Origin of the sequence: Bradyrhizobium sp. SZCCHNRI1029 (assembly GCF_032487555.1) — a bacterium.
Lineage (GTDB): Bacteria > Pseudomonadota > Alphaproteobacteria > Rhizobiales > Xanthobacteraceae > Bradyrhizobium.
Genome location: NZ_JAUEUK010000001.1, coordinates 47,450 through 70,733, shown reverse-complemented (window position 1 = coordinate 70,733; position 23,284 = coordinate 47,450). Strand labels below are relative to the sequence as shown.

Annotated in this window: 17 protein-coding genes and 1 tRNA gene; 12 read left to right on the top strand and 6 right to left on the bottom strand. The window is 66.2% G+C overall.

The genetic code is table 11. The annotated features are described in order from the left end of the window. Nucleotides 1-380: 380 nt before the first annotated feature. Nucleotides 381-470 (bottom strand) — tRNA-Ser (locus QW861_RS00270). A 927-nt stretch (nucleotides 471-1,397) separates the two neighbouring features. On the opposite strand from QW861_RS00270, the gene QW861_RS00265 reads away from it, so the two are divergent. Beyond that, nucleotides 1,398-2,315, top strand: coding sequence for a septal ring lytic transglycosylase RlpA family protein (locus tag QW861_RS00265; protein WP_316192562.1), 918 nt, complete (start codon nucleotides 1,398-1,400; stop codon nucleotides 2,313-2,315). An 87-nt stretch (nucleotides 2,316-2,402) separates the two neighbouring features. Here the strand turns inward: QW861_RS00265 and QW861_RS00260 are convergent, their stop codons facing one another. Further along, nucleotides 2,403-7,037, bottom strand: a complete 4,635-nt coding sequence (locus tag QW861_RS00260) for a beta strand repeat-containing protein (protein WP_315751570.1) — start codon at nucleotides 7,035-7,037, stop codon at nucleotides 2,403-2,405. A 401-nt stretch (nucleotides 7,038-7,438) separates the two neighbouring features. On the opposite strand from QW861_RS00260, the gene QW861_RS00255 reads away from it, so the two are divergent. The 4 genes from QW861_RS00255 to QW861_RS00240 all read left to right on the top strand — a co-directional run bounded on the left by QW861_RS00255 (nucleotide 7,439) and on the right by QW861_RS00240 (nucleotide 9,722). After that, nucleotides 7,439-7,981, top strand: coding sequence for a phage tail protein (locus QW861_RS00255; protein WP_315751569.1), 543 nt, complete (start codon nucleotides 7,439-7,441; stop codon nucleotides 7,979-7,981). 83 nt (nucleotides 7,982-8,064) lie between these two features. Next, complete coding sequence (locus QW861_RS00250; protein WP_315751568.1) at nucleotides 8,065-8,592, top strand: phage tail protein; 528 nt, start codon at nucleotides 8,065-8,067, stop codon at nucleotides 8,590-8,592. A 49-nt stretch (nucleotides 8,593-8,641) separates the two neighbouring features. After that, the gene (locus QW861_RS00245; RefSeq protein ID WP_315827621.1) at nucleotides 8,642-9,190 is read left to right on the top strand and encodes a phage tail protein; all 549 of its coding nucleotides are present in this window, start codon (nucleotides 8,642-8,644) and stop codon (nucleotides 9,188-9,190) included. A 55-nt stretch (nucleotides 9,191-9,245) separates the two neighbouring features. Beyond that, nucleotides 9,246-9,722, top strand: coding sequence for a GNAT family N-acetyltransferase (locus QW861_RS00240; RefSeq protein ID WP_316192561.1), 477 nt, complete (start codon nucleotides 9,246-9,248; stop codon nucleotides 9,720-9,722). Here QW861_RS00240 and QW861_RS00235 read toward each other — a convergent pair. After that, nucleotides 9,719-10,672, bottom strand: a complete 954-nt coding sequence (locus tag QW861_RS00235) for an alpha/beta hydrolase (RefSeq protein WP_316192560.1) — start codon at nucleotides 10,670-10,672, stop codon at nucleotides 9,719-9,721. The two genes, QW861_RS00240 and QW861_RS00235, sit on opposite strands and share 4 nt — an antisense overlap. Before the next feature lie 179 nt (nucleotides 10,673-10,851). On the opposite strand from QW861_RS00235, the gene QW861_RS00230 reads away from it, so the two are divergent. The 7 genes from QW861_RS00230 to QW861_RS00200 all read left to right on the top strand — a co-directional run bounded on the left by QW861_RS00230 (nucleotide 10,852) and on the right by QW861_RS00200 (nucleotide 18,374). Then, nucleotides 10,852-12,111, top strand: a complete 1,260-nt coding sequence (locus QW861_RS00230; RefSeq protein WP_316192558.1) for a D-alanyl-D-alanine carboxypeptidase family protein — start codon at nucleotides 10,852-10,854, stop codon at nucleotides 12,109-12,111. A 4-nt stretch (nucleotides 12,112-12,115) separates the two neighbouring features. After that, nucleotides 12,116-12,796, top strand: a complete 681-nt coding sequence (tmk, locus tag QW861_RS00225) for a dTMP kinase (RefSeq protein ID WP_315751564.1) — start codon at nucleotides 12,116-12,118, stop codon at nucleotides 12,794-12,796. After that, complete coding sequence (locus QW861_RS00220) at nucleotides 12,793-13,833, top strand: DNA polymerase III subunit delta' (RefSeq protein WP_316192556.1); 1,041 nt, start codon at nucleotides 12,793-12,795, stop codon at nucleotides 13,831-13,833. The genes tmk and QW861_RS00220 overlap by 4 nt, the downstream gene beginning before the upstream one ends. A gap of 70 nt (nucleotides 13,834-13,903) precedes the next feature. Continuing rightward, nucleotides 13,904-15,979 (top strand): methionine--tRNA ligase, encoded by a 2,076-nt coding sequence (metG, locus tag QW861_RS00215; RefSeq protein WP_316192554.1) that lies wholly within the window; start codon nucleotides 13,904-13,906, stop codon nucleotides 15,977-15,979. After that, nucleotides 15,979-16,770 (top strand): TatD family hydrolase, encoded by a 792-nt coding sequence (locus QW861_RS00210; protein ID WP_316192553.1) that lies wholly within the window; start codon nucleotides 15,979-15,981, stop codon nucleotides 16,768-16,770. Before metG ends, QW861_RS00210 begins: the two co-directional genes overlap by 1 nt. Further along, complete coding sequence (locus QW861_RS00205; protein WP_316175404.1) at nucleotides 16,767-17,564, top strand: MBL fold metallo-hydrolase; 798 nt, start codon at nucleotides 16,767-16,769, stop codon at nucleotides 17,562-17,564. Before QW861_RS00210 ends, QW861_RS00205 begins: the two co-directional genes overlap by 4 nt. A 180-nt stretch (nucleotides 17,565-17,744) precedes the next feature. Beyond that, nucleotides 17,745-18,374 (top strand): antibiotic biosynthesis monooxygenase family protein, encoded by a 630-nt coding sequence (locus QW861_RS00200; RefSeq protein ID WP_316192552.1) that lies wholly within the window; start codon nucleotides 17,745-17,747, stop codon nucleotides 18,372-18,374. 119 nt (nucleotides 18,375-18,493) lie between these two features. On the opposite strand, the gene QW861_RS00195 is transcribed toward QW861_RS00200, so the two are convergent. The 3 genes from QW861_RS00195 to QW861_RS00185 form a co-directional block, all read right to left on the bottom strand. After that, the gene (locus QW861_RS00195; RefSeq protein WP_316192550.1) at nucleotides 18,494-20,137 is read right to left on the bottom strand and encodes an acyl-CoA synthetase; all 1,644 of its coding nucleotides are present in this window, start codon (nucleotides 20,135-20,137) and stop codon (nucleotides 18,494-18,496) included. Between the two features lie 28 nt (nucleotides 20,138-20,165). Then, nucleotides 20,166-22,052 (bottom strand): TRAP transporter large permease subunit, encoded by a 1,887-nt coding sequence (locus QW861_RS00190; RefSeq protein WP_315711929.1) that lies wholly within the window; start codon nucleotides 22,050-22,052, stop codon nucleotides 20,166-20,168. Nucleotides 22,053-22,140: 88 nt separating this feature from the next. After that, on the bottom strand, nucleotides 22,141-23,169 hold the full coding sequence (locus QW861_RS00185) for a TRAP transporter substrate-binding protein (RefSeq protein WP_315827609.1): 1,029 nt from the start codon (nucleotides 23,167-23,169) through the stop codon (nucleotides 22,141-22,143). Nucleotides 23,170-23,284: the final 115 nt, after the last annotated feature.

Sequence of the window (23,284 nt, the reverse complement as noted above, 5' to 3'; positions counted from 1 at the left end):
GCGAAAGCTTGCGCCCTGGTCGCTAATTCGGCATCAGGACCGACGACTATGAACCAGCGCTGGCGTTGCACGTAGGAACGCTATCCCGCTGTGCGGGCACGGAGACATTTGTCCGCAGAGTGATGAGGTTTCCGGCATCCGCCTTGTTGGAGAGCCAATCACCACAACGGCGCTACACAAATTCGCTGCTACGGTCCGTAAGCGGATGCGAATCGAAGGCGGGATATCGCCGCGATCGTCTTCGCGCCTAGCCCAGCGGGTTGAGGTGGACGACCGGGAGGCCCGAATCATGGGTCCAAAGAGCAACTTGCTCAGAACGCTCGCCGCCATTTCGGGCGTAGAATCGGCTTACAGGCGGGGTGCGCAGTTCTGTTCCGGACTGGCGGAAGGGGTGGGATTCGAACCCACGGTACCCTTGCGGGCACGCCGGTTTTCAAGACCGGTGCCTTAAACCACTCGGCCACCCTTCCATCCGGCGTCGTGTCCGGGACGTCGGCGACGTCCACGCCACGGCAGCGCGGTATCGACGCGATCCTTGTTTAGGGTGCGGGCTTGCGGCTCGTCAACGGCGCATTCACGCCTGCCCGGACGGCCTCAGCTCAAGGCCCGCGCTCACCTGAGCGCAAAAGCCATCAGGCCGGAGCACAAGATTGCGGTGCTCAGCGCTGCCAGGGCGAGAAAGCTCCCCGAGAGCAAGTCTTGGTGTCGCAACGCTTGATGTCGTAAATCTTGGTGTCGCATGGGCCACCTGCTGCGGCTGCGCTACCGGTCCGATCTCGCACCGGCCGGAGAAAACCGAGGGCCGGGCGATGAGCGGTCTGGATGATCTGCTGGTCGAAACTGCCAGCTTCAGGGATGCTCCTGAAGTGTCGTTATTGAAGCGGACGCAAACATCGACGCGGACGAGAGCCGACCATGGCGTCGGCTGTCCGATATGTCCGGACTCAGGCCCGCGAGCGGACGCCTTCAAACGCATGAGCAAGGAAGATCCCGGCGCCAACCAAGCCCATCACTGCCGTCATTGCTTCGATCATAGCGAACACACCCTGTTGCGCCCCACGTGAAGCAAACGACGTGCAGCCCTGCACAGTCAAAATGATTCAGGTCCCGGGAAATGAGAACACTCGTAGGTGAGGATTTCACGCAACATATGTGTCCAAAAAGGTGCACTCGCAACACGGAGGCACAGCGGAGGTGCACGCCTGGGCGGCCACCGTCCACGTCACAACCGCAGGAAAGCTCCGGTTAACCACGGCGGGGCCCACCCCATTTCCGCCGTCTTCGGGTTGCGTTATCCTTGTGCATTGAGTTGCGGGGATGCGACTCGGGGACAAGCCGGGACGCGCGGGCCTGATGGGAGGGCTCGGCTGCGACCGGCACATTGGTAATTGGGGTCGATGGGGATTGGTCAAACAGATCCGGTCGAGAGAGCGGTGCGCAGTGCCGTCGCCGTCCTCGCCTGCCTGATGGTCGCGAACTGCGCCTCGTCCAACAAATTCGCCAGCAAGGTCGATCCGAAATACGGCGTGTCGTCGAGCCCGCGCGTCGTCGGATTCGGCGAGCCGGTGCCGAAGGGCGGTGGCGTCTACCGCATCGGCAAGCCCTATACCGTCGCCGGCAAGACCTATGTTCCCGAGGAGGATACCAACTATCGCGCCGAGGGCATGGCCTCCTGGTATGGCGATGATTTTCACGGCCGGCTGACCGCCAATGGCGAGGTCTTCGACATGACGTCGCTGACGGCTGCCCATCCGACGCTGCCGCTGCCGAGCTACGCCCGCGTCACCAATCTCGCCAGCGGCAAATCGCTCATCGTCCGCATCAATGATCGCGGCCCGTACCACGGCAACCGGCTGATCGACGTCTCCAACAAGGCGGCCGATCTGCTCGAGTTCAAGGGCAACGGCGTCGCCCGCGTCCGCGTCGAATATGTCGGCCGCGCCCCTCTCGAAGGGTCCGACGATACCCAGCTGATGGCAACCCTGCGCACCGGCATCCCGGCGCCGGCGCCTTCTCTCGTCCGCGTCGCCTCCGCCCGGCCGTTCGTTCCCGAGATCGGCGCAGGCCGCCCGATTCGCGGCGAGGTCCCGCTGCCCGAGGGGCGTCCCTACACGCTCGGCAACACCTCCGCCGACCTGGCATCGGTTGCCGCGACGTCGGAGATGTCGGCCTCCAGCCGGACCCGCGGACGGAGCCTCGAAAACCCGCGCGCGGTGTCCTACGATCAGGGCGGCCGATACGTGCCGTCATCGAGCGGCGCGGCGGACGGCGCTGACGAGGCCCGCGAGATCCTTGGCGGCCGCGGACTGTACTGATCTTCCATACGATCTCGCACGTCGAACCAACCGCCCCAGCCGGGGCGGTTTCGATTCGAGTGCGCCGCCAACGGCTATTGGGAATGCCTATTGGGCGCTGAACGGCACCCGCGCCTTGGCCGAAAACGTCCAGACGCGGGTGTTGCTGCCGATGCCGCCGAGCTCGGCACCGAGGCCGACACCGATGCCGCCGGCTGTCTGGATGCCGAGACCGCCGGTGGCGCGGGCCGACCAGCCTTGCAGCAGCGGCGTCGAGGCCAGCGCGCCGGCGGCAAGCGTGTTGGCATCCTCCCTGGTGAAGTAGTAGTCGCCGTACAGGCCGACGAACGGCGTCAGAAGAAGCCCGCTATCGAGCCAGACGACAGGGTAGGCGGCGCGCAGGCCCCCCGACGCGCGGCCGCTGGCGAAATCATTGGTGCCCTGCCGCGTGCCCAGCGAGTCCGTATAGGCGTTCTGGTGTTCCCACAATGCGTAGACCTTGGTGGACGGCTCCAGCACCAGGCCGGCCCATTTATACGTGCCGGTCAGACCGGTGGAAACCATCCAGCGCTGGCCGCTGAAATTGCCCTGGGCGGTTCCGGCACTGCCGTCATAGCCGATGCCGGAATAGGCCACGGCTGCATCGAAGCGCAGCGTGGGAATGATCTTCCAGCCGAGATAGGCGCCGGTGGTCCAGCCGTCGCCCTTCAGCTTCCCGTTGATGTCCTGCTGGGTGTAGCTGAAGGTCTCGTAGCCGCCGAGCACGCCGACGAGGAAGTTCGGCGCGGCGCGGTAGGTCAATCCCATCGTGGCGTTGAGCTGCTGGCCATAGATCGAGGCTTGGCTGGCCTGGGTGACGCCGCCGATGCTGGTGCTGCCCCAGCGGTCGACGCCAGAACCGCGCACATCGGCCCACAGCAGCCACTCCTTCTGCTCGTGCCATTTCGGCGCGGCCTGCTTCCTGTCGCCGCGATCGATGGCCGCGAACGCATCGTCGATCCGGCCGCGACCACGTCCACGTGGCTGGGACGCGCCCGGCAGCAGCGAGGAATAGGCGTTGCTGTCGCCGCTGCCGGCGCGGTCGCCGGCCGGGGAGCGCTCGTCCTGATCGCGCGGATCGGCCGAGAAGTTGAAGCGCATGCGGGCATTGCCGGGCGTCAGGAACGAACCGCCATCGTTGAAGCCGTCGGCGATGGCGTCATCGATCGCGCCGGAGATCGCCTGCCCGGAATTCTGCGCGACCAGCTTGCTCACGGTCTGCTGCAGCGAGCGCAGCCGAACGCTGTCGACCGGCACGTTGACGGTCTGGGCAAGGCCGGGCGAGGTGCTCGCCGTGAACAGCGTGGTGCCGGCATAGCTCGCCGTGATCGTGTGGCTGCCGACCGCGAGCGTCGAGGTGGCGAACGTCGCAACGCCGCCCGCCAGCGTCGCCGTGCCGATCGGCGTGCCATTGTCGTTGAAGGTGACCGTTCCGGTCGGGGTGCCGCCCGACGCTGAAACCGTGGCCGTGAAGGTCACGGGCTGCCCGAACTGGCTCGGGTTCTGCGACGAGGTCAGCGCGACCGTCGTGACCAATTGGCCCACCGACAGATTGAAGGTGGCATTGGCCGAGGCACTGTTGGTGTCGGTCACGCTCACCGTATACGTGGTCATTGCCGCCGGAACCGTCGGCGTGCCGGTGATCTGGCCATTGCTCGTGTTGAAGCTCAAGCCGGCCGGCAGGGCCGGTGAAACGGCAAACACCAGCGTGCCCGTACCGCCCGAGCCCGTGACCGGCGTGAATGGCGTCACCGCCTGGTTGATCGGCAGCGAGCTGGACGGCACGGCCGTCGTGGCCGTCACCGCACCATTGATGGTCAGGCTGAATGTGTTGCTCGCGGTCGCGTTGGCGGCGTCGGTCACGGTCACGGTGAATGTCGTCGCCGCGCTGGTCACCGTGGGCGTTCCGGAGATGCTGCCGTTGGCCGCATTGAGGGACAGTCCCGCGGGGAGCGTCGGCGAGACGGAATAGGCGAGCGGCGCGGTGCCGCCGCCGCCCGTGACCGGCGTGAACGGCGTCACGGCGTGGTTCGCAGTCAGGGTGGTCGACGCGATCGCCTGGGTCGCGCTGACCGCGCCGTTCACCGCCAGGCTGAACGTATTGGTCGCCGTCGCAGTGTTGGCGTCGGTGACCGTGACCGTATAGGTCGTGGCGCCGCTGGTGGCCGTCGGCGTGCCCGTGATCGCACCCGAGGTCGTATTGAAGGCGAGCCCTGCGGGCAGCGCCGGCGCGATGCCGTAGCTCAGCGGCGAGGTGCCGCCGGCGCCGGTGATCGGTGTAAAGGAGGTCACCGCCGTGTTGACGGTCAATCCTTTGGACGCGATCGCCTGGGTCGCCGTCACGGCACCGTTGACGGCCAGGCTGAACGTGTTGCTGGCGCTGGCACTGTTGGCGTCGCTCACGGTGACCGTATAGGTCGCGGCCGTGCTGATCGCGGTTGGCGTGCCCGTGATGGCACCCGTCGAGGTGTTGAAGCTGAGCCCGGCGGGCAGTGTCGGTGCGATGCCATAGGTGAGCGGCGACGTGCCGCCGCCCCCGGTCACCGGGGTGAAGGATGTCGCGGCGACATTGACGGTCAGGGACTTGGCCGGGATCGACTGGGTGGCGCTGACAGCGCCGTTGACTGTCAGGCTGAAGGTGTTCGTGGCGGTCCCGTTGTTGGTGTCGGTGACGGTCACGGTGTACGTCGCGGTCGCCGCGCTCGTCGAAGGCGTGCCGGAGATCGCGCCCGTGGAGGCGCTGATGCTGAGGCCGGCCGGAAGGGACGGAGAGATCGAATATGTCAGTGTCCCCGTGCCGCCGCCACCGGTGACCGGGGTGAAGGCGGTGATGGCCTGGTTGGCGGTGAAGGTCCGCGAGGCGATCGCCTGCGTCGCGGTGACCGCGCTGTTCACCGTCAGGCTGAACGTATTGCTGGCCGTGGCAGTGTTGGCGTCGGTGACCGTGACCGTGTAGGTCGTCGCGCCGCTGGTCACGGTCGGTGTGCCGGTGATCGCGCCGGTCGAGGTGTTGAGCGTCAGGCCCGTCGGCAGCGCGGGGGCAACGCCGTAGGAGAGCGGCGGCGTGCCGCCCGATCCGGTCACCGGCGTGAACGACGTCGCTGCGGCATTCTGCGTCAGCGTCTTCGAGGCGATCGCCTGCGTCGCGCTCACTGGCCCATTGACGGTGAGCTGGAAGGTGTTGCTGGCGGTGCCGCCGTTGGAATCCGTCACCGTCACCGTGTAGGTGGTCGTGCTGCTGGTCACCGTCGGCGTGCCGCTGACCTGGCCGGTGCTGGTGTTGAAGCTGAGTCCGGTCGGCAAGGTCGGCGCGATGGCATAGGACCGCGGCGTTGTGCCGCCACCGCCGGTGACAGGGGTGAACGTCGTGATGGCCGTGTTCACGGTGACGGTGGCCGAGCTCACCGACTGCGTCGCGGTGACGGCGGTGTTCACCGTCAGGCTGAACGTATTGCTGGCTGTGGCACTGTTGGAATCGGTGACGGTCACCGTGTAGGTGGTCGCGCCGCTGCTTGCGGTCGGCGTGCCCGTGATCGCGCCGCTGGAGGTGTTGAGCGAGAGGCCGGCGGGCAGCGCGGGCGCGATGCTGTAACTGAGCGACGGGGTGCCGCCGCCGCCGGTGACCGGCGTGAACGATGTCGCGGCCACATTCTGCGTCAGCGTCTTCGAAGCGACCGATTGGGTCGCGGTCACGGCCGAGTTGACTGTCAGACTGAACGTGTTCGAGGCGGTCGCGCTGTTCGCGTCGGTCACGGTCACGGTGTAGGTCGTGGCGCCGCTCGCGGCCGTCGGCGTGCCGGTGATCGCGCCGGTCGATGTGTTGAGCGTGAGACCGGTGGGCAGGGACGGTGACACGCTGTAGGTGTAGGCCGGGGTGCCGCCGCCGCCGGTGACCGGCGTGAAGTTGGTCGATGGTTGATTCTGCGTCAGCGTCTTGGAGGCAACGGACTGCGTGGCCGTCACCGCGCCGTTGACCGTGAGGCTGAAGGTATTGCTGGCGGTCGCGGAGTTGGCATCGGTGATCGTGACCGTGTAGGTGGTCGCGGCACTGGTGACCGTGGGCGTACCGGTGATGGCGCCCGTGGACGTGTTGAAGGACAGACCGGTCGGCAGCGTCGGGGCGATGCCATAGCTGAGCGGTGCGGTGCCGCCGGAGCCGGTGACCGGCGTGAAGGATGTCGCGGCGGTATTGACGGTCAGCGACTTCGACGCGATGGCCTGCGTCGCGGTCGGGCCGGGCAACGTGACGGTGATCGTGAACGAGGTGTTGGTGGTGCCGGCGCCGCTACAATTGCCGGCGGTGTGCGAGCAGTCGCTCGCATAAAAGAGCGTGATGTTCTCGGTTCCCGATCCGGACAGCGAATCGATCCGGATGGTGTATTCCGGCACCTGCGTGAAGTCGCCGCCGATCGGCACGGGAATCAGGGTGTAGGTCGCCTTGGCGCCGGTGTAGCTGAGATTGGTGTAGCTCAGGCCGCCCGCCGTCATCGGGAGATTGTTGAACGCATCAATCGGCGGGCTGTTGGTGCCATTCGAGTGTCCGTAGAGACCCCAGAGCACCACGTCGTTGGTGACGCACAGACCGACGGCATTGCCGGCGCCCGTTCCGTTGATGGTGATGCTGGTGCTGGTGGTCGAGCCGGTCGTGAAGTTACAGGCCGCCTGCGCGCCCACCATCGAGGCGAGCATCAAGGCAAGAACCACCGAAACAAAACCCAGCGCACGCCGCAGAGGCGTGCATGCCGCATGAAAATTCCGGCGCCAAGTCCCGGTTGACAATTTGGTCGTGCCCCTTACGGCCCCTCATTGGCTGAGAGTGCCGCTGAAAAAAATTGGTTCGAAGAAATTTTGGTAACGCAATCGTAACCTTGGAGAAGCAGCGCCTTCCGGGCAAGTCGATTCAACCAGACCGGGCACGACTTCTGCTTGGCGTTGCATAGCGGCAACAGCGCAATCTACGGAACTTTATTGTCTTGACGGATCCGAGCGACGCAACCTAGACTTCTCCTACAGGTTGTTTCTCACGCTCTCAAAAATTTCAATGCGGAGGCTGTTTGATCAAGCCGCCGCCATTCGTTTCAAAATGACATTGGGGAGAGACGCGCATGCCGTTGACGCCTGTGTTGGGGCAGATCATGCCTTTTGCGGGATCTCAGCCGCCGAGAGGGTGGGCGTTCTGCAACGGCGCGCTACTCGCCATCCAGACCAACCAGGCGCTGTTCTCACTGCTCGGCACCTATTACGGCGGCAACGGCGTGACGACATTCGCGCTGCCGGATCTGCGTGGCCGGGCCATCCTCGGATCGACGGGCAGCTCCGGTCAGTTTCCCGCAGGGATGGTCAGCGGCGAAACGACCGTGACGCTGACCCTCGCTCAGATGCCGGCTCACAATCACCTGGTGCAGGCCTCGACGACCAATGGTGCCGGCCGAAGCGCGGGTCCCACGAACAATCTGTTCGGGACCAATACGCTGCCGGCGGACGATCCCAAGAAGATCTTCGCGACCGCAGGATCGGGCGAGGTCCCGCTGGCCGTGGGCACGAACATTCCCGAGATCGGCGGCGGGCAGGCGCACAACAACATGCAGCCCTACCTCGTGATCAACTACCTGATCGCGATGCAGGGCGTCTTCCCCTCGCGCAACTGAGCGTCTTCGGATCGATCGAATCCCCCCAGTTCCGCGCCGCGCCTGCTCTCGCGGCGCCCACGGCTCAATGAAAGGATGTCGGGATGTCAGACCCGTTTCTCGGTGAGATCAGGCTGTTCGCCTTTCCGCGCATACCGGACGGCTGGCTGGCCTGCGACGGCAGCTCGCTGTCCATTTCAAACTACGATGCGCTCTATACGATCCTCGGAACGACCTATGGCGGCGACGGCATCCAGACGTTCAACCTGCCCGATCTGCGCGGCCGCGTGCCGCTCGGGCAGGGCACGCCGCCCGGTGGCGCGACGTATGTGCTTGGCGAGGTCGCGGGCGAGGACGAGCACCTGCTGATCACGACCGAGTTGCCCGCGCATAGCCATGCCCTGCTGTCGTCGACGGTCACGGCCGACACGGCGATCCCCGGACCCACGGTCCATCTGGCGACCGCGTCCACCGGGAATCTCGATGCCCCCATCGCCGATGCCGGCACCTACTCGGTCATGGCGCCCTGCGTGGCCGCCGCGGGACAGAGCGTCCCGCACAACAACATCATGCCGACCGTCGTGGGCAACTACTGCATCTGCATCAACGGCGTCTATCCCTCGCCAGGCTGAGGCGTCGCGGTTCGACCGGCTTCATCGCACATTCTCGAGGAGAGACGACGTGTCTGATCCCTTTGTTGGCGAAATCCAGGCCTTTCCCTTCACTTTTGCAACCGGCGGCTTCAATAGTGCGTGGTTGCCGTGCTTCGGCCAGCTGCTTCCAATTCAGCAATACACGCCGTTGTTCGCCTTGATCGGCACCTATTTCGGCGGCAACGGCACGACCAACTTCCAGCTCCCCAATCTGAGCGGCGCGATCACCAACGGCCAAGGCGACGGACCCGGCCTGCAGCCCCGCGTGATCGGCGAGATGATGGGCAGCAGCACTGTCGGGCTGGTTTCGGCCGAAATGCCCGCGCACACGCATAACCTGCAGCTCGGCAGCAGGTCCGCGCCGAACGCGGCCCCCGGGCCGGGGACGCCCGGGACGATGGTGGCGATCGATCCCTCGTTCAACGGCTTCGTGGCGCCGCCGGCGAACGTCAACTTCGCTCCCAACGCGGTCACGACGTCCGGGCAGAGCATCCCGCACGACAACATGCAGCCGACCCAGGCACTGATCTGGTGCATCTGCTATGCGGGCATCTTCCCGTCGTTCAACAACTCCTGAGCCGAGCAGGCTCGGAGTGACGACCGGGAGCGAGATCGTCTCGCGGGATGTTCGCTTGCGGCTGCGGCCCGCCGAGACCGCCGACGAGCCGTTCCTGCGCGACCTCTTTGGCTCCGTCAGAGGTGCGCAGCTCGCCGCGGCCGGTCTGCCGCAGGCGATGCTCGATCTCGTGCTGGCGCAGCAGTATCGCGCCCAGGTCGCGGGCCACGCGGCGCAATGTCCTGTAGCGCAGTCGCTGATCATTCTCCGCGATGCCGCGCCGGTCGGGCGGCTGCTGCTCGACCGCGCGGTGTCGCGATGGCGCGTGGTCGATCTCGCGCTGCTGCCGGGCGCGCGCAACGCCGGTGTCGGACGCGAGATCATGCAGGCGGTCGCCACGGCGGCAGGGGAGCAGGGCGCCGACGTGCTCTCGCTCGCGGTCGCGACGACGAATGAGGACGCGATCCGATTCTACGTGCGGCTGGGGTTCCGCGATGTGGCGGACGAGGCGATGGCGTCGCATCGCATGATGGAGCTACCGCTCGCGCGCTAGCGAGCAGGAGCCACCTCGCGCAGGAACGCGATCAGCGCCGCATTCACCTCGGCAGAGCGTTCCTGCTGGATCCAGTGCCCGGCCCCCTCGATGATCAGCTTGCGCCGCAGATCCGGCAGAACTCGCGCCATGTCCTGGACGCGCTTGGCGCCAATCAGCCCGGTCACGACGGCGTCCGCGCTGCCGGCGATGAACAGCGACGGCTGGCGGATCTGCGCGTCCTGCCACGGCGCGGTGAGCTCCCAGTTGCGATCGATGTTGCGGTACCAGTTCAGGCCACCGCGGAAGCCGGAGGCGCCGTAAGCCGCGACGAACTCGGCGAGATCGTCCTCGCTCAGCCACGCAGGCAAAGGCAGATCGGGGGCGACGTCGCCGAGAAAGCCTTTGTCCGGTGCGACGAACAGCGACTGCGGATCGGAGAATCCGCGCGCCAGCATCGTGCGCATCGTCAGCGCCACGTCACGCTCGAGCTCCGTCTCCGCCACGCCGGGCGTTTGAAAATACTGCCAGTAGAAGTTCTCGATGCCGCCGGCACTGAGCGTGTCGAGCGGCCGGGCGCGACCGCGAAACGGGGGAGGGACGCTCAAGCCCGCGACGGCCGTGAACACGTCCGGCCGGAACAGCGCCGCATGCCAGGCCACCGGCGCGCCCCAGTCGTGGCCGATGATGACGGCCTGACGCTCGCCGAGCGCCCCGACCAGTCCGACCATGTCGCCGACCGTGTCGAAGATAGTATAGGCGCCGATATCCTCAGGCGCCTGCGAGCGGCCGAACCCGCGCATGTCGGGCGCCACGACGCGATAGCCGGCGGCGGCGAGGGCCGGGATCTGGTGCCGCCACGAATACGACAGTTCGGGCCAGCCGTGGCAGAGCACCACGAGGGGGCCTTCGCCCTGTTCGCGCACGAACAGCTCGATTCCGTTGGCCTTGATGATCCGCGTCGATGACACTGTTTCCACCCTCGATCGCTCGATTTTCGAGTTGGCCGTGTTGATTGCCGACGCTCGACCTATCGCACCGCGCGACGGGCCGTGCAAATCCACGGGACAGCGGACGCATCCGCGGGATTGCCGAGTTGTTTGCGTCCCCCGCAACTGCTAGAATCCCAGTGCGCTCCAGAGCTTAGCCGATGAATTTCATGACCTTACCGCTGCGCCGCTCCGGTTTCACGTCCGGACGGGCGACGCGTGCGCTCATCGCCTTGACGGTGGCGGTTGCCGTCGGCTGGAGCGGCGCGCTGTACGCCGCCAACCAGAGCGTCCAGGGCGCGCGCAAGGAGGATGGCGGCTTCGACGGCGATGCGCCGACCGCGATCCTGATCGAGGCCAACAGCGGCAGCGTGCTGTTCGAGAAGAACGCGGACGAGCTGCGAGCGCCCTCCAGCATGATGAAGCTGATGACCGCCGAGGTGGTGTTCAACGCCGTCAAGGAGGGCACGATCAAGCTCAACGACGAATACCGCATCAGCGAGAATGCCTGGCGCCGGGGCGGGGCGCCCTCCGGCACCTCGACGATGTTCGCCGCGCTCAACAGCAAGGTGTCGGTGAGCGACCTCCTGCATGGCGCGATCATCCAGAGCGGCAACGACGCCTGCATCGCGCTTGCCGAGGGCATGGCCGGCAACGAGAAGATCTTCGCCGCCGACTACATGACCAAGCGGGCGCGCGAGCTCGGCCTCACCAAATCGACCTTCGCCAATTCCAACGGGCTGCCCGATCCCGGCAACAAGATGACGGTGCGCGAGCTCGCCATGCTCGCCCGGCACATCATCCTGGATTTCCCGGAGTTCTATAAGATCTTCGGCGATAAGGAGTTCACCTGGAACAAGATCCGCCAGCAGAACCGCAACCCGCTCTTGAACGCGATGGAAGGCGCCGACGGCCTCAAGACGGGTTTCACCAAGGAAGGCGGCTACGGCATGGTCGGCTCGGCCGTGCAGAACGGCACGCGGCTGATCGTGGTCGTCAATGGCCTGGAGGATTCCGAGGACCGCGCCACCGAGGCCAAGAAGATGCTGGAATGGGGCTTCCGCAATTTCGAGACCCGCACCCTGTTCGCCGCGGAGCAGCCGATCGGCTATGCCAAGGTGTTCGGCGGCGAGAGCCGCTCGGTCAAGCTGTCGAGCCCGGTGCCGGTCAAGGTCATGGTTCAGAAGAACGGCGGCGACAAGCTGATCGCCCGCATCGTCTACAGCGGCCCGGTCAGGGCTCCCATCGAGCCCGGGCAGAAGGTCGGGGTTGTCAGGGTCTGGCGCGGCCCCAATATCGCCATGGAGGCCCCTGTCTATGCTGCGGAGGCGGTGGGCAGGGGATCCACGATGCGGCGTGCGATCGATGGGGTCAGCGAGCTCGTGATCGGGATGTTCCGCGCCGGGGCCGAGAAGCTCTAGAGAGATGGCGGATGCAGCTTTGAAACGTGGTCCTGGCCGCGGCCGATTCGTCACCTTCGAGGGCGGCGAGGGCGCCGGAAAATCGACGCAGATCAAGATGCTGGCGGACCATCTGCAGAAAGAGGGTGTGCGCGTTGTCCTGACCCGCGAGCCCGGGGGATCGCCCGGCGCGGAGATCATGCGCCACCTCGTGCTGTCGGGCATGGGCAAGCTGCTGGGCCCGGAAGCTGAGACACTGCTGTTCGCGGCCGCGCGGGACGACCACGTCCGCAACGTGATTCTGCCGGCGCTGAACCAGGGCAGCTGGGTGCTGTGCGATCGCTTCTTCGATTCGACCCGGGCCTACCAGGGCAGCCAGGGCAAGGTCGCGCCGGACGTGCTCAATGCGATGCAGCGGGTGACGATCGGCGACCTCAAGCCGGATCTGACCCTCATCCTCGATGTTCCCGTCGAGATCGGTCTGCAGCGTGCCGGGGCGCGGCGCGGCGCCGGAACCCCGGACCGGTTCGAAGGCGAAGACATCAAGTTCCACAAGGGGCTGCGCGACGCCTTTCACAAGATCGCCGCCGAGGATCCCCGGCGCTGCGTGCTGATCGACGCTACGGCGAGCGCGGAAACGGTCTCGCAGCTCGTTTGGGACGCCGTGCGCGAGCGCCTGTTCACGGAAGTGGCGGCGGCGTCATGAGCGCACGCAAGGTCGAGCCGGAGATCGCGGCCCGCCATCCACGCGAAACCACCGCCTTGTTCGGGCATCGCGACGCCGAGGCGGCGCTGCTGTCCGCCTACCGCAGCGGACGGATGGCGCATGCCTGGCTGATCGGCGGCCCACAAGGCATCGGCAAGGCCACCTTGGCCTACCGCATGGCGCGCTTCGTGCTGGCTCACCGCGATCCCACCACCGCCGAGGTGCGCGCTGCCGATTCGTTGTACGTCGACGCCGAGGACCACGTCGCGCGCCTGATCGCCTCCGAGGCTCATGGCGGGCTGCTCACCTTGGAGCGCTCGGCCAACGACAAGGGCGTGCTGCGCACCGTCATCACCGTGGACGAGACCCGCGAGACGATCTCGTTCTTCGGCTCGACGGCGGCGGTCGAGGGCTGGCGGGTGTGCATCGTCGACACCGTCGACGAGCTCAATCCCAACGCCGCCAATGCGCTGCTCAAGATCCTCGAGGAGCCGCCGCAGCAGTCGCTGTTCCTGCTGGTCAGCCACGCTCCGGCGCGGGTGCTCGCCACCATCAAGTCGCGCTGCCGCCGGCTGGCGCTGCGGGCGTTGTCCACCGACGATGTCGTCAGCGCCGCGGCCGAGGCCACCGGAATGGACGGAGCCGATCCGGCGCTGCGCGAGGCCGCCTGGGCCTCCGAGGGCAGCGTCGCGCGGACCCTGATGCTGATGGGCGGCGACGGGCTGCAGCTGCAGTCCCGGACCGCCGCGCTGCTCGCGAGCCTGCCCCGGATCGACCCGGGCGAGCTGCATGCCCTGGGCGATGCGCTCGGCACCAGCGACCGCGTCGCGCTGGCGAGCTTCCTCGACAGCATCGAGCGCTGGGTGGCGGAACGGCTGCGGGCTGCAGATCCCAACGCGGAACTGCCGCGCCTTGCACGGCTGGCGGAGGTATGGGAAAAGATCGTCCGCGCCGCGCGCGACACCGAATCCTATAATCTGGAGCGAAAACCGCTGGTTTTCTCGGTGTTCGGGATGCTCGCCGAAGCCACGCGGTAACCGCACCGACCATCATCCCGGGATCATCAGGATCAATCCGTCGACCGACGTCGTCAAAGAGGAATCTGCCGTGGCGAAGGCCAGCAAGACAAGCGTGAAGAAGGGCAAGCCCGCGAGCAAGAGCGGCGCGAAGAAGGCTGCCGCCAAGGGGCCTGCGAAGGGCAAGGCCAGCGCCGCCAAGGCGAAGGCGGCGAAGGACAAGGACGCCAAGAAAAAGACCGCCAAATCCAAGACGGCGCCCGCGAAAGCCAAGAGCAAAGCCCCGGCGGCGAGCGCGGCCAAGAAAGCTTCGAAGAGCGCCGCCAAGAAAGCGGTCAAGAAAGCTGCGAAGTCTGCGGCCAAGAAGGCCGTGGCAAAGCCCGCCACGCCGCCGGTCAAGAAGACGGCCGCCAAGCCCGCGGCAGCAACGAACAAGCCTTCGGCAGCGAAGAAGCCCGCCGCTCCGAAACAGCCGGCCGCACCGAAGAAGGTCGCGCCGGCCATCGTTGAAGCGCCGAAGCCGCCACGCGCCGCGAAGCCGAAGGCACCCCGCAAGCCGAAGGTCGAGGCCGTGGTCGTCGAGATCGACGAGATCGTAGCGCAGGTCGCCGCAGCTCCCGTCGACAAGAACACCTTCTACGTCACGACAGCGATCGCCTATCCCAACGGCAACCCGCATATCGGCCACGCCTATGAGGCGATCGCGACCGACGCCATCGCGCGCTTTGCGCGGCTCGACGGCAAGGACGTGTACTTCCTGACCGGCACCGACGAGCACGGTCTGAAGATGGTGCAGACCGCGCAGAACGAGGGCATGACGCCGTCCGAACTCGCGACCCGCAATGCCGGCCGGTTCCGCGAGATGGACGAGCGGCTGAACGTCTCGTTCGACCGCTTCATCCGCACCACCGAGCCCGCGCACCATCGCTCCGTCCAGGCGATCTGGAACCGCATGCGCGAGAATGGCGACATCTATGCCGACAGCTATGCGGGCTGGTACTCGGTACGCGACGAGGCCTATTACGCCGAGGATGAGACCGTCGTCGGCGAGGACAACGTCCGCCGCGGACCGCAGGGCACGCCGGTGGAGTGGGTCGAGGAGAAGAGCTATTTCTTCCGCCTGTCGGCCTATCAGGAGAAGCTGCTCGCGCTCTATGAGAGCCAGCCCGATTTCATCGGGCCGGATGCGCGCCGCAACGAGATCATCAGCTTCGTCAGGGGCGGCTTGAAGGACCTGTCGATCTCGCGCACCACCTTCGACTGGGGCGTCCGTGTGCCTCACGACGACGAGCACGTGATGTATGTCTGGGTCGACGCGCTGACCAACTACATCACCGGCGTCGGCTTTCCCGACGAGAGCGATGCGAACTGGAAATACTGGCCTGCCGACGTGCACGTCATCGGCAAGGACATCATCCGCTTCCATGCGGTGTACTGGCCGGCGTTCCTGATGTCGGCGGGCGTGCCCGTGCCGAAGCGGGTCTATGCCCACGGATTCCTGTTCAACAGGGGCGAGAAGATGTCGAAATCGGTCGGCAACGTCGTCGATCCGTTCAATCTTGCCGACCAGTATGGCGTCGACCAGCTGCGCTATTTCTTCCTGCGCGAAGTGCCGTTCGGCCAGGACGGCAACTACAATCACGAGGCGATCGTCGCGCGCATCAACGCCGATCTCGCCAACGACCTCGGCAACCTCGCACAGCGCTCGCTGTCGATGATCGCAAAGCAGCTCGGCGGCGTGCTGCCGGAGCCCGGCGAGTTCTCGGCCAATGACAAGGCGATCCTGGCGGAGGCCGATGCGATGATCGGCGCGGCGCGGAAAGCCATGGCGACGCAGCAGATCCACCAATGGCTCAATGCGGTCTGGTCGGTCGTGGCCGAGGCCAACCGCTATTTCGCGGGCGAGGCGCCGTGGGCGCTGGCGAAGACCGATCCGCAGCGCCAGCATACGGTGCTCTATGTCACCGCCGAGGTCATCCGTCAGGTCGCGATCCTGACCCAGCCGGTGATGCCGGCCGCGTCGGCAAAGCTGCTCGACAGCCTCGGCATTCCCGAGGACGAACGGAATTTTGCGCGACTCGGCGGCGACGTCCGGATTGCGGCTGGCACGCAGCTGCCGGCACCGCAGGCGGTGTTCCCGCGCTACATCGAGCCGACGGCGGCGTGATGCTGGTCGACAGCCATTGCCATCTGGATTTTCCGGATTTCGCCGAGGATCTGGATGGCATCGTCACGCGTGCCGCCGCCGCCGGCGTCGGCCGCATGGTGACGATCTCGACGCGGGTGCGGCGCTTGCCCGAGCTGCTCGCCATCGCCGAGCGGTTCGAGAACGTGTTCTGCTCGGTCGGCACCCATCCGCACAATGCGGATGAGGAGGACGGCATTCCGGCCGAGGAGCTGATCGCGCTGACCGATCACCCCAAGGTGGTTGCGCTCGGCGAGGCCGGACTCGACAACTTCTATGATCACGGCTCGAAGGACGCCCAGGAGCGCGGGTTCCGCGCGCATATCGCAGCCGCCCGCGAAACCGGCCTGCCGCTGGTGATCCACACCCGCGAAGCGGACGAGCAGTGCAGCCGCATCCTCGAGGAGGAGATGGCGCGCGGACCTTTCCAGGCCGTGCTGCATTGCTACACCGGCGGGCGTGAGCTGGCGATGAAGGCGATCGACCTCGGACTGCACATCTCGTTCACGGGCATCGTGACGTTCAAGAAGTCGGACGCACTTCGCGCGCTGGCCGCCGAGGTGCCGGCCGACCGCATCATGGTCGAGACCGACGCGCCGTATCTCGCGCCCGGCAAGTTCCGCGGCAAGCGCAACGAGCCGGCCTACGTCGTCGAGACGGCGAAGGTGCTGGCGGAAACCCGCGGCGTCTCGTTCGAGGAATTCTCGCGCCAGACCACCGAGACCTTCTTCAAGCTGTTCTCCAAGGTGCCGCGGCCCGAGGTGCCTGCATGACGACGACGCTCACCATCCTCGGCTGCGGCTCATCGGCCGGCGTGCCGCGCCCGGCGCTGGGGTGGGGCGCCTGCGATCCCAGCAACCCGAAGAACCGCCGCAGGCGCTGCTCGCTTCTGGCTGAGCGCTGCGGAGCCCATGGCGTCACGCGGGTCGTGATCGACACGTCGCCGGATCTGCGCGAGCAGTTGATCGACACCAACGTCGATCACATCGACGCGGTGTTTCTCACGCACGAGCACGCCGACCAGACCCATGGTATCGACGATCTGCGCTCGGTGGTGATGCATCAGCGCCGGCGCATTCCGGTCTACCTGAACCAGTCGACCGCGAAAGACATCATGCACCGGTTCTCCTATTGCTTCATCTCGCCACCGGGAAGCGACTATCCGCCGATCCTGACCCAGCACGCGATCGAGGCGGGCGAGACCCAGGCGGTGGAAGGCAAGGGCGGCGAGCTGAAGCTGACGGCGTTCCTGGTCCAGCACGGCAACATCCCCGCGCTCGGCTATCGCATCGGCGATGCCGCCTACACGCCGGACCTCAACGACATCCCCGAGGAGAGCTGGGGCGCGCTGGAGGATCTCGACCTCTGGATCGTCGACGGCCTGCGCCCTGCCTCGCATCCGAGCCATTTCTCGGTCAACGACGCTCTGGCCTGGATCGAGCGCTTCAAGCCGAAGCGCGCCGTCATCACCAACATGACCGCCGATCTCGACTACGAGGTGCTGCGCCAGAGCCTGCCGGCGGGCGTGGTGCCGGCCTATGACGGGATGCGGCTGGAGGTCGGGTAGGGCGATCGTCCGTCGGCCAAGGCCGTCATTGAGAAAAGCCGAAGGCGACGAAGCAATCCAGAGTCGTCGGAATGCTTCTGGATTGCCTCGCTTCGCTCGCAATGACCTTCATGCGCGGCCGGCTGCGATGGCCACCGCGTTTGAAGTTCAGCCGACGTCCAAAAACACGGAGACGCTGCCATGCTGTCGCTGTTCTTCGAGGTTGAGGTCAAGCCGGGCCGCCTCGACCAGTATCTGCAACTCGCCGCGGCGCTGCGGCCCGAGCTCGATGCGCTCGGCGGCTGCCTGTTCCTCGACCGCTTCCGGAGCCTGTCGCGCGACAATCTGATCCTGTCCTACCAGATCTGGCAGGACGAGGGCGCCATGACCGCCTGGCGCGTCCATGCCCATCATCACGACATCCAGACCCTCGGCCGCGACAAGGTGTTCTCCGACTACCGCCTGCGCGTCGCGGAGTTGGTCCACGAGGTGAGGCCGGGGCAGGCGGCGTGGCAGCCGGAGCGGCGTGGCACCTACAACGATCCGAAGCGGCGTGCGCCGACCTATGTGCTGGCCGTCGAGACGGCGGCCCCGCAATTGAGCGGCGTGAAGGACCTGCCGGTCGCGAGCTTCTCCAGCGTCTACCGGGAAGAACGCTTCGCGCATCTCATCGAACTGCCGGACGAAGCTAGGGGCATTGCCATGAGCACGCGCCTGCTCACCGAACCCGGCGCCGACAACATCCGCGTCGTCGAAGTCACCCGCGACTACGGCATGTACGACCGACGCGAGGCGCCGCAATATTATTCGGAGAAGAGCAGGGGCTCTTGATCATTTTCGTCATTGCGAGCGCAGTGCGTAGCGCGGATTAGCGGAGCGCAATCCGCCATTCTGGCGTCAAGGACGGCGGGTTACGCGCCGAGGCGCTAACCCGCCCTACTCATGGGCACCTACGCCGAGATCGCCTTGGCCGAGTTCACCTCGTTGCGCAGCAGGAATTTCTGGATCTTGCCCGTCGACGTCTTCGGGATCGGGCCGAACACTACCACCTTCGGCGTCTTGAATCCGGACATGTGGCTGCGGCAATAGGCGATGATCTCGGCCTCGGTCGCCTGCGCGCCGTCCTTCAGCTCGACGAAGGCACAGGGGACTTCGCCCCATTTTGGATCGGGCTTGGCGACGACGGCCGCGAACATCACGGCGGGGTGCTTGTAGAGGATGTCCTCGACCTCGACCGAGGAGATGTTCTCGCCGCCGGAGATGATGATGTCCTTGGAGCGGTCCTTGATGATGACGTAGCCTTGTTGGTCGAGCACACCGAGGTCGCCGGTGTGGAACCAACCACCGGCAAACGCTTCCTGCGTCGCCTTCTCGTTCTTGAGATAGCCCTTCATGACGATGTTGCCGCGGAACATCACCTCGCCGATGGTCTCGCCGTCGCGCGGCACCTCCTGCATCGTCTCCGGATTGAGCACGGTGACGGCTTCCTGCAGCGGATAGGGCACGCCCTGGCGCCGCTTCAGCCGCGCGCGCTCAGGCGCCGGCAGGTCGTCCCAGCCGGGCTGCTCGGCGCAGACCGAGGCGGGGCCGTAGACCTCGGTCAGGCCGTAGACATGGGTCAGCTTGATGCCGATGCTCTCGGCACCTTCGAGCACGGCGACCGGCGGCGCGGCGCCCGCGATCAGCCCCACCACCGGCTTGTCGCGCTTGCCCTTGGGCGCGTCGGGCGCGTTGATCAGGACGTTGTAGACGATCGGCGCGCCGCACATATGCGTCACGCCGTGGGTCTTGATCAGCTCGAAGATCCTGGTCGGCTCGACCTTGCGCAGGCAGACATTGACGCCGGCCGCAGCGGCCATGGTCCAGGGGAAGCACCAGCCGTTGCAGTGGAACATCGGCAGGGTCCAGAGATAGACCGGATGCTGGCCGAGCCCGCCGGCGAGGATGTTGCTGACGGCGTTGAGGTACGCGCCGCGGTGATGGGTGACGACGCCCTTGGGATTGCCCGTCGTGCCAGACGTATAGCTCATCGCGATCGCGTCCCATTCGTCGGTGGGACGGCGCGGCTCGAAGCTGGGATCGCCCGAGGCGACGGCTGCTTCGTACTCGATCTCGCCGATGCGGCTGCCGCCGGCATAGGAGGCATCGTCGACATCGATCACGAACGGCTTGGGGCCGCTCATCAGCTTGAGCGCCTCGCTGATCACGCCGGAGAATTCCGGATCGACCAGGATGATCTTGGCCTGGCCGTGGTCGAGCTGAAACGCGATCGAGGACGCATCGAGGCGGATGTTGAGCGTGTTGAGCACGGCGCCGGCCATCGGCACGGCAAAATGCGCCTCGTTCATCGCGGGGATGTTCGGTAGCATCGCCGCCACGGTGTCGCCGACGCCGATGCCGCGGCCCGCGAGGTACGACGCGAAGCGCCGGCAGCGGTCATAGGTCTGGCGCCAGGTGAAGCTGCGGCCTTCATAGACCGTGCTGACGTGGTCGGGATAGACGGCCGCGCTGCGCGCCAGGAAGCTGAGCGGGGTCAGCGGCACGTAGTTGGCCGGCGTCTTGTCCAGACCGAGCTGATACTGGTTCGTGCTCATCACCACCCTCCCTCGTCATCTGAAGAGTTTACAGGAACCCGATCGAAATCCACGGAAAAATCGCAACGATGACGAGGCCGATGAGAAGCGCCAGCAGGTAGCCCCAGATCGGGCGGATGCCCTCCGCGGGATCGACCCGGCCGATCGCGCAGGCGGCGTAATATCCGACCCCGAACGGCGGTGCGAACAGACCAATTCCCATCGCCAGGATGATCACCATGGCATAATGCACCTCGTGCACGCCGACGGCACGCGCGATCGGAAACAGCAGCGGCCCGAACAGCACGATCGCCGGGATGCCCTCGAGCACGCTGCCCAGGATCGTGAAGGCGACGATCGAGACCGCGATGAACGTCGCCGGGCCGCCCGGCAGCCCGGTCATCGCCGCCGCCAGCGCGCGTGAGAAGCCGGACTGCGTCAGGCCCCAGGCCATGCCGGTCGCCGTCCCGATGATCAGCAGGATGGCGCCGGACAGCGCCGCCGTTTCGATCAGCATCGGCATCAGCCGGCGCCAGTCGAAGCGGCGATAGACCAGCAGGCCCGCCAGCACGCCATAGACGATGCCGATGGTCGAGACCTCCGTCGCCGTCGCGACGCCCTCGACGACGGCAGCGCGGATCACGAAGGGCAGGGCCAGGGCAGGGAGCGAGACGATGAAGGCCTTGCCGATCTCGGCTCCGGTCGCGCGGCGGACACCGCTCATGTCCTCGTTGCGGTAACGCCACCACACCAGCGCGCACAGCGTGATCGCCAGCACCACGCCCGGCAGCAGGCCGCCCGTGAACAGCGCCGCGATCGAGACGCCGGTGACGGAGCCGATCGTGATCAGCACCAGGCTCGGCGGGATTGTCTCGGTCTGTGCGCCGGTGGCGGCGAGCAGGGCGACGAGATCGCCGGGCTTGGCGCCGCGCGCCTTCATCTCCGGAAACAGCACCGGCGCGACCGCCGCCATGTCGGCCGCCTTGGCGCCGGAAATGCCCGAGACGAGATACATCGCGCCGACCAGCACGTAATGTAGCCCGCCGCGGACGTGACCCAAGAGGCTCGCCAGGAACGCGACCATGGCGCGGGCCATGCCGGTCATTTCGATCAGCAGGCCGAGAAAGACGAACAGCGGCACCGACAGCAGGATGAGATGGCTCATGCCCTCGTCCATGCGCCCGACCAGCACCATCAGCGGCGTACGCGTCGTCAGCGCCAGATAGCCGAAGATCGCGAGCCCGAAGGCGAACGCGATCGGCACGCCGGCGAAGACGCACAAGCCGACCACGCCGACGAAGAAGATCACGAGGTTGATGTTGCCGAGCGGCTTCAGCAGCGGCTGCGCCACCCAGAACAGCGCGATGATCGCTGCGATAGAGACGACAGCCAGCAGCATCATCCTGACGCTGGCCGTGCGGGCGAGACGGACGAGGGCGAACAGCGCCATCAGTCCGATGCCGACCGGCAGCGCGGCGGCGCGCCAGATGTTTTCGATCTGCAGCGCCGGCGTCGTGATGAAGCTTTCCTCGTAGGCGTACTCCCAGGACGGCCAGGCGATCATGACAAGGAACGCCAGCGCCGCGCTCGTCGCGACCAGATCGAGATAGGCGCGCAAGCCGGGGCTGGCGCGCGCCACCATTGCCGTCATCCGCATGTGCTCGCCGCGGCGGAACGCAACCGCAGCGCCGAGCATAGCGAGCCACAGGAACAGGATCGAGGCCAGCTCGTCCGACCAGATCAGCGGCCGGTGCAGGACGTAGCGCGCCACGACGCCCGCGAACAGGATGACGATCTCGGCCACGACCAGCAGCGCGGCTGGGATCTCGACCAGGAGACCCAGCAAGGCATCCAAGCCATCGAGCCAGGACCGGCGGCGAGGGATCTCGATGACCACCTCGCTGATCGCAATTTCCGTGAACTCGGCATGCGCCATGACGTCACCCGAACGCGTCTACGTCATTCTTGTTTTGAGCATGATCGTTTCGGAAAGCCGGTCCCACTTTTCCGGATCACGCTCTAGGTTACGACAGCTTGCCGACGGCCTTTTCCAGCAGCGCCCAGGCCTCGTCGCCATATTTGCCCTTCCACTCGGCATAGAAGCCGGCGGTACGCAGCTTGTCGCGGAACGGCGCGACGTTGGGCTGATTGAAGGTCAGGCCCTTCGACGCGAGCTCTGCTTGCAGGCCGGCATTGAGCTTGGCGACGTCCTCACGCTCCTTCACGGCGGCCGCGTTGATGTGCTTGGCGACGATCGCGCGCATGTCGGCCGGCACGGCCTCCCAGGCGCGGCGGTTCGCCAGGAACCAGAAGCCGTCCCACATGTGGTTGGTCAGCGAGCAGTATTTCTGTACCTCGTAGAGCTTGGCGGTCGAGATGATCGCCAGCGGGTTTTCCTGGCCCTCGACCACCTTGGTCTGCAGCGCCGAATAGACCTCGCTGAAATTGATCGAGGCGGGCGCGGCCTCGAACGCCTTGAACATCGAGGTCCACAGCGGCGACACTGGCACGCGGATCTTGAAGCCCTTGAGGTCGTCGGGCCCATTGATCGGCTTGGTCGACGACGTCGTCTGACGGAAGCCGTTGTCCCAGATCTTGTCCATGACCACGAGGCCGGCCTTGTTGATCTGGCCGCGCACGTAGGCGCCGAGATCGCCGTCCATGGCCTTCCAGACCGTGTCGTAGTCCGGGAACGCGAAGCCGATGCCGTTGATCGACGCGGCCGGCACCAGGGTCGCCAGGATCAGGCCGGACAGCGTGAAGAACTCGACGCCGCCGGAGCGGATCTGGCTCAGCATGTCCGTGTCGGAACCGAGCTGGTTGTTCGGGAAGATCTGCAGGTCGAACTTGCCGGCGGTCTCGGCCTTGATCGCCGCCGCCATCTCCTTGGCGCGGACGTTGAGCGGATGGGAGTCGGGCAGGTTGTTGGCGTATTTGTAGGTGAACTCGGCGCTCTGCGCGCGCGCCACATGCGGCGCTGCGACGGTGCCAATTCCACCCAGTACGGCTGTCGCCGCGGAGGCCTTCAACAGCGCGCGTCGTGACAGGCTCATGCTCGTTTCTCCCTGGAGAAGCTTCTTCTTGTTGCATCGCGCCGCCGCAAGCATCGCCGGACGAATCCAGCGACATCAGCGACGTCGTCTGCGCTTATTGCAGCGATGAGCCGCA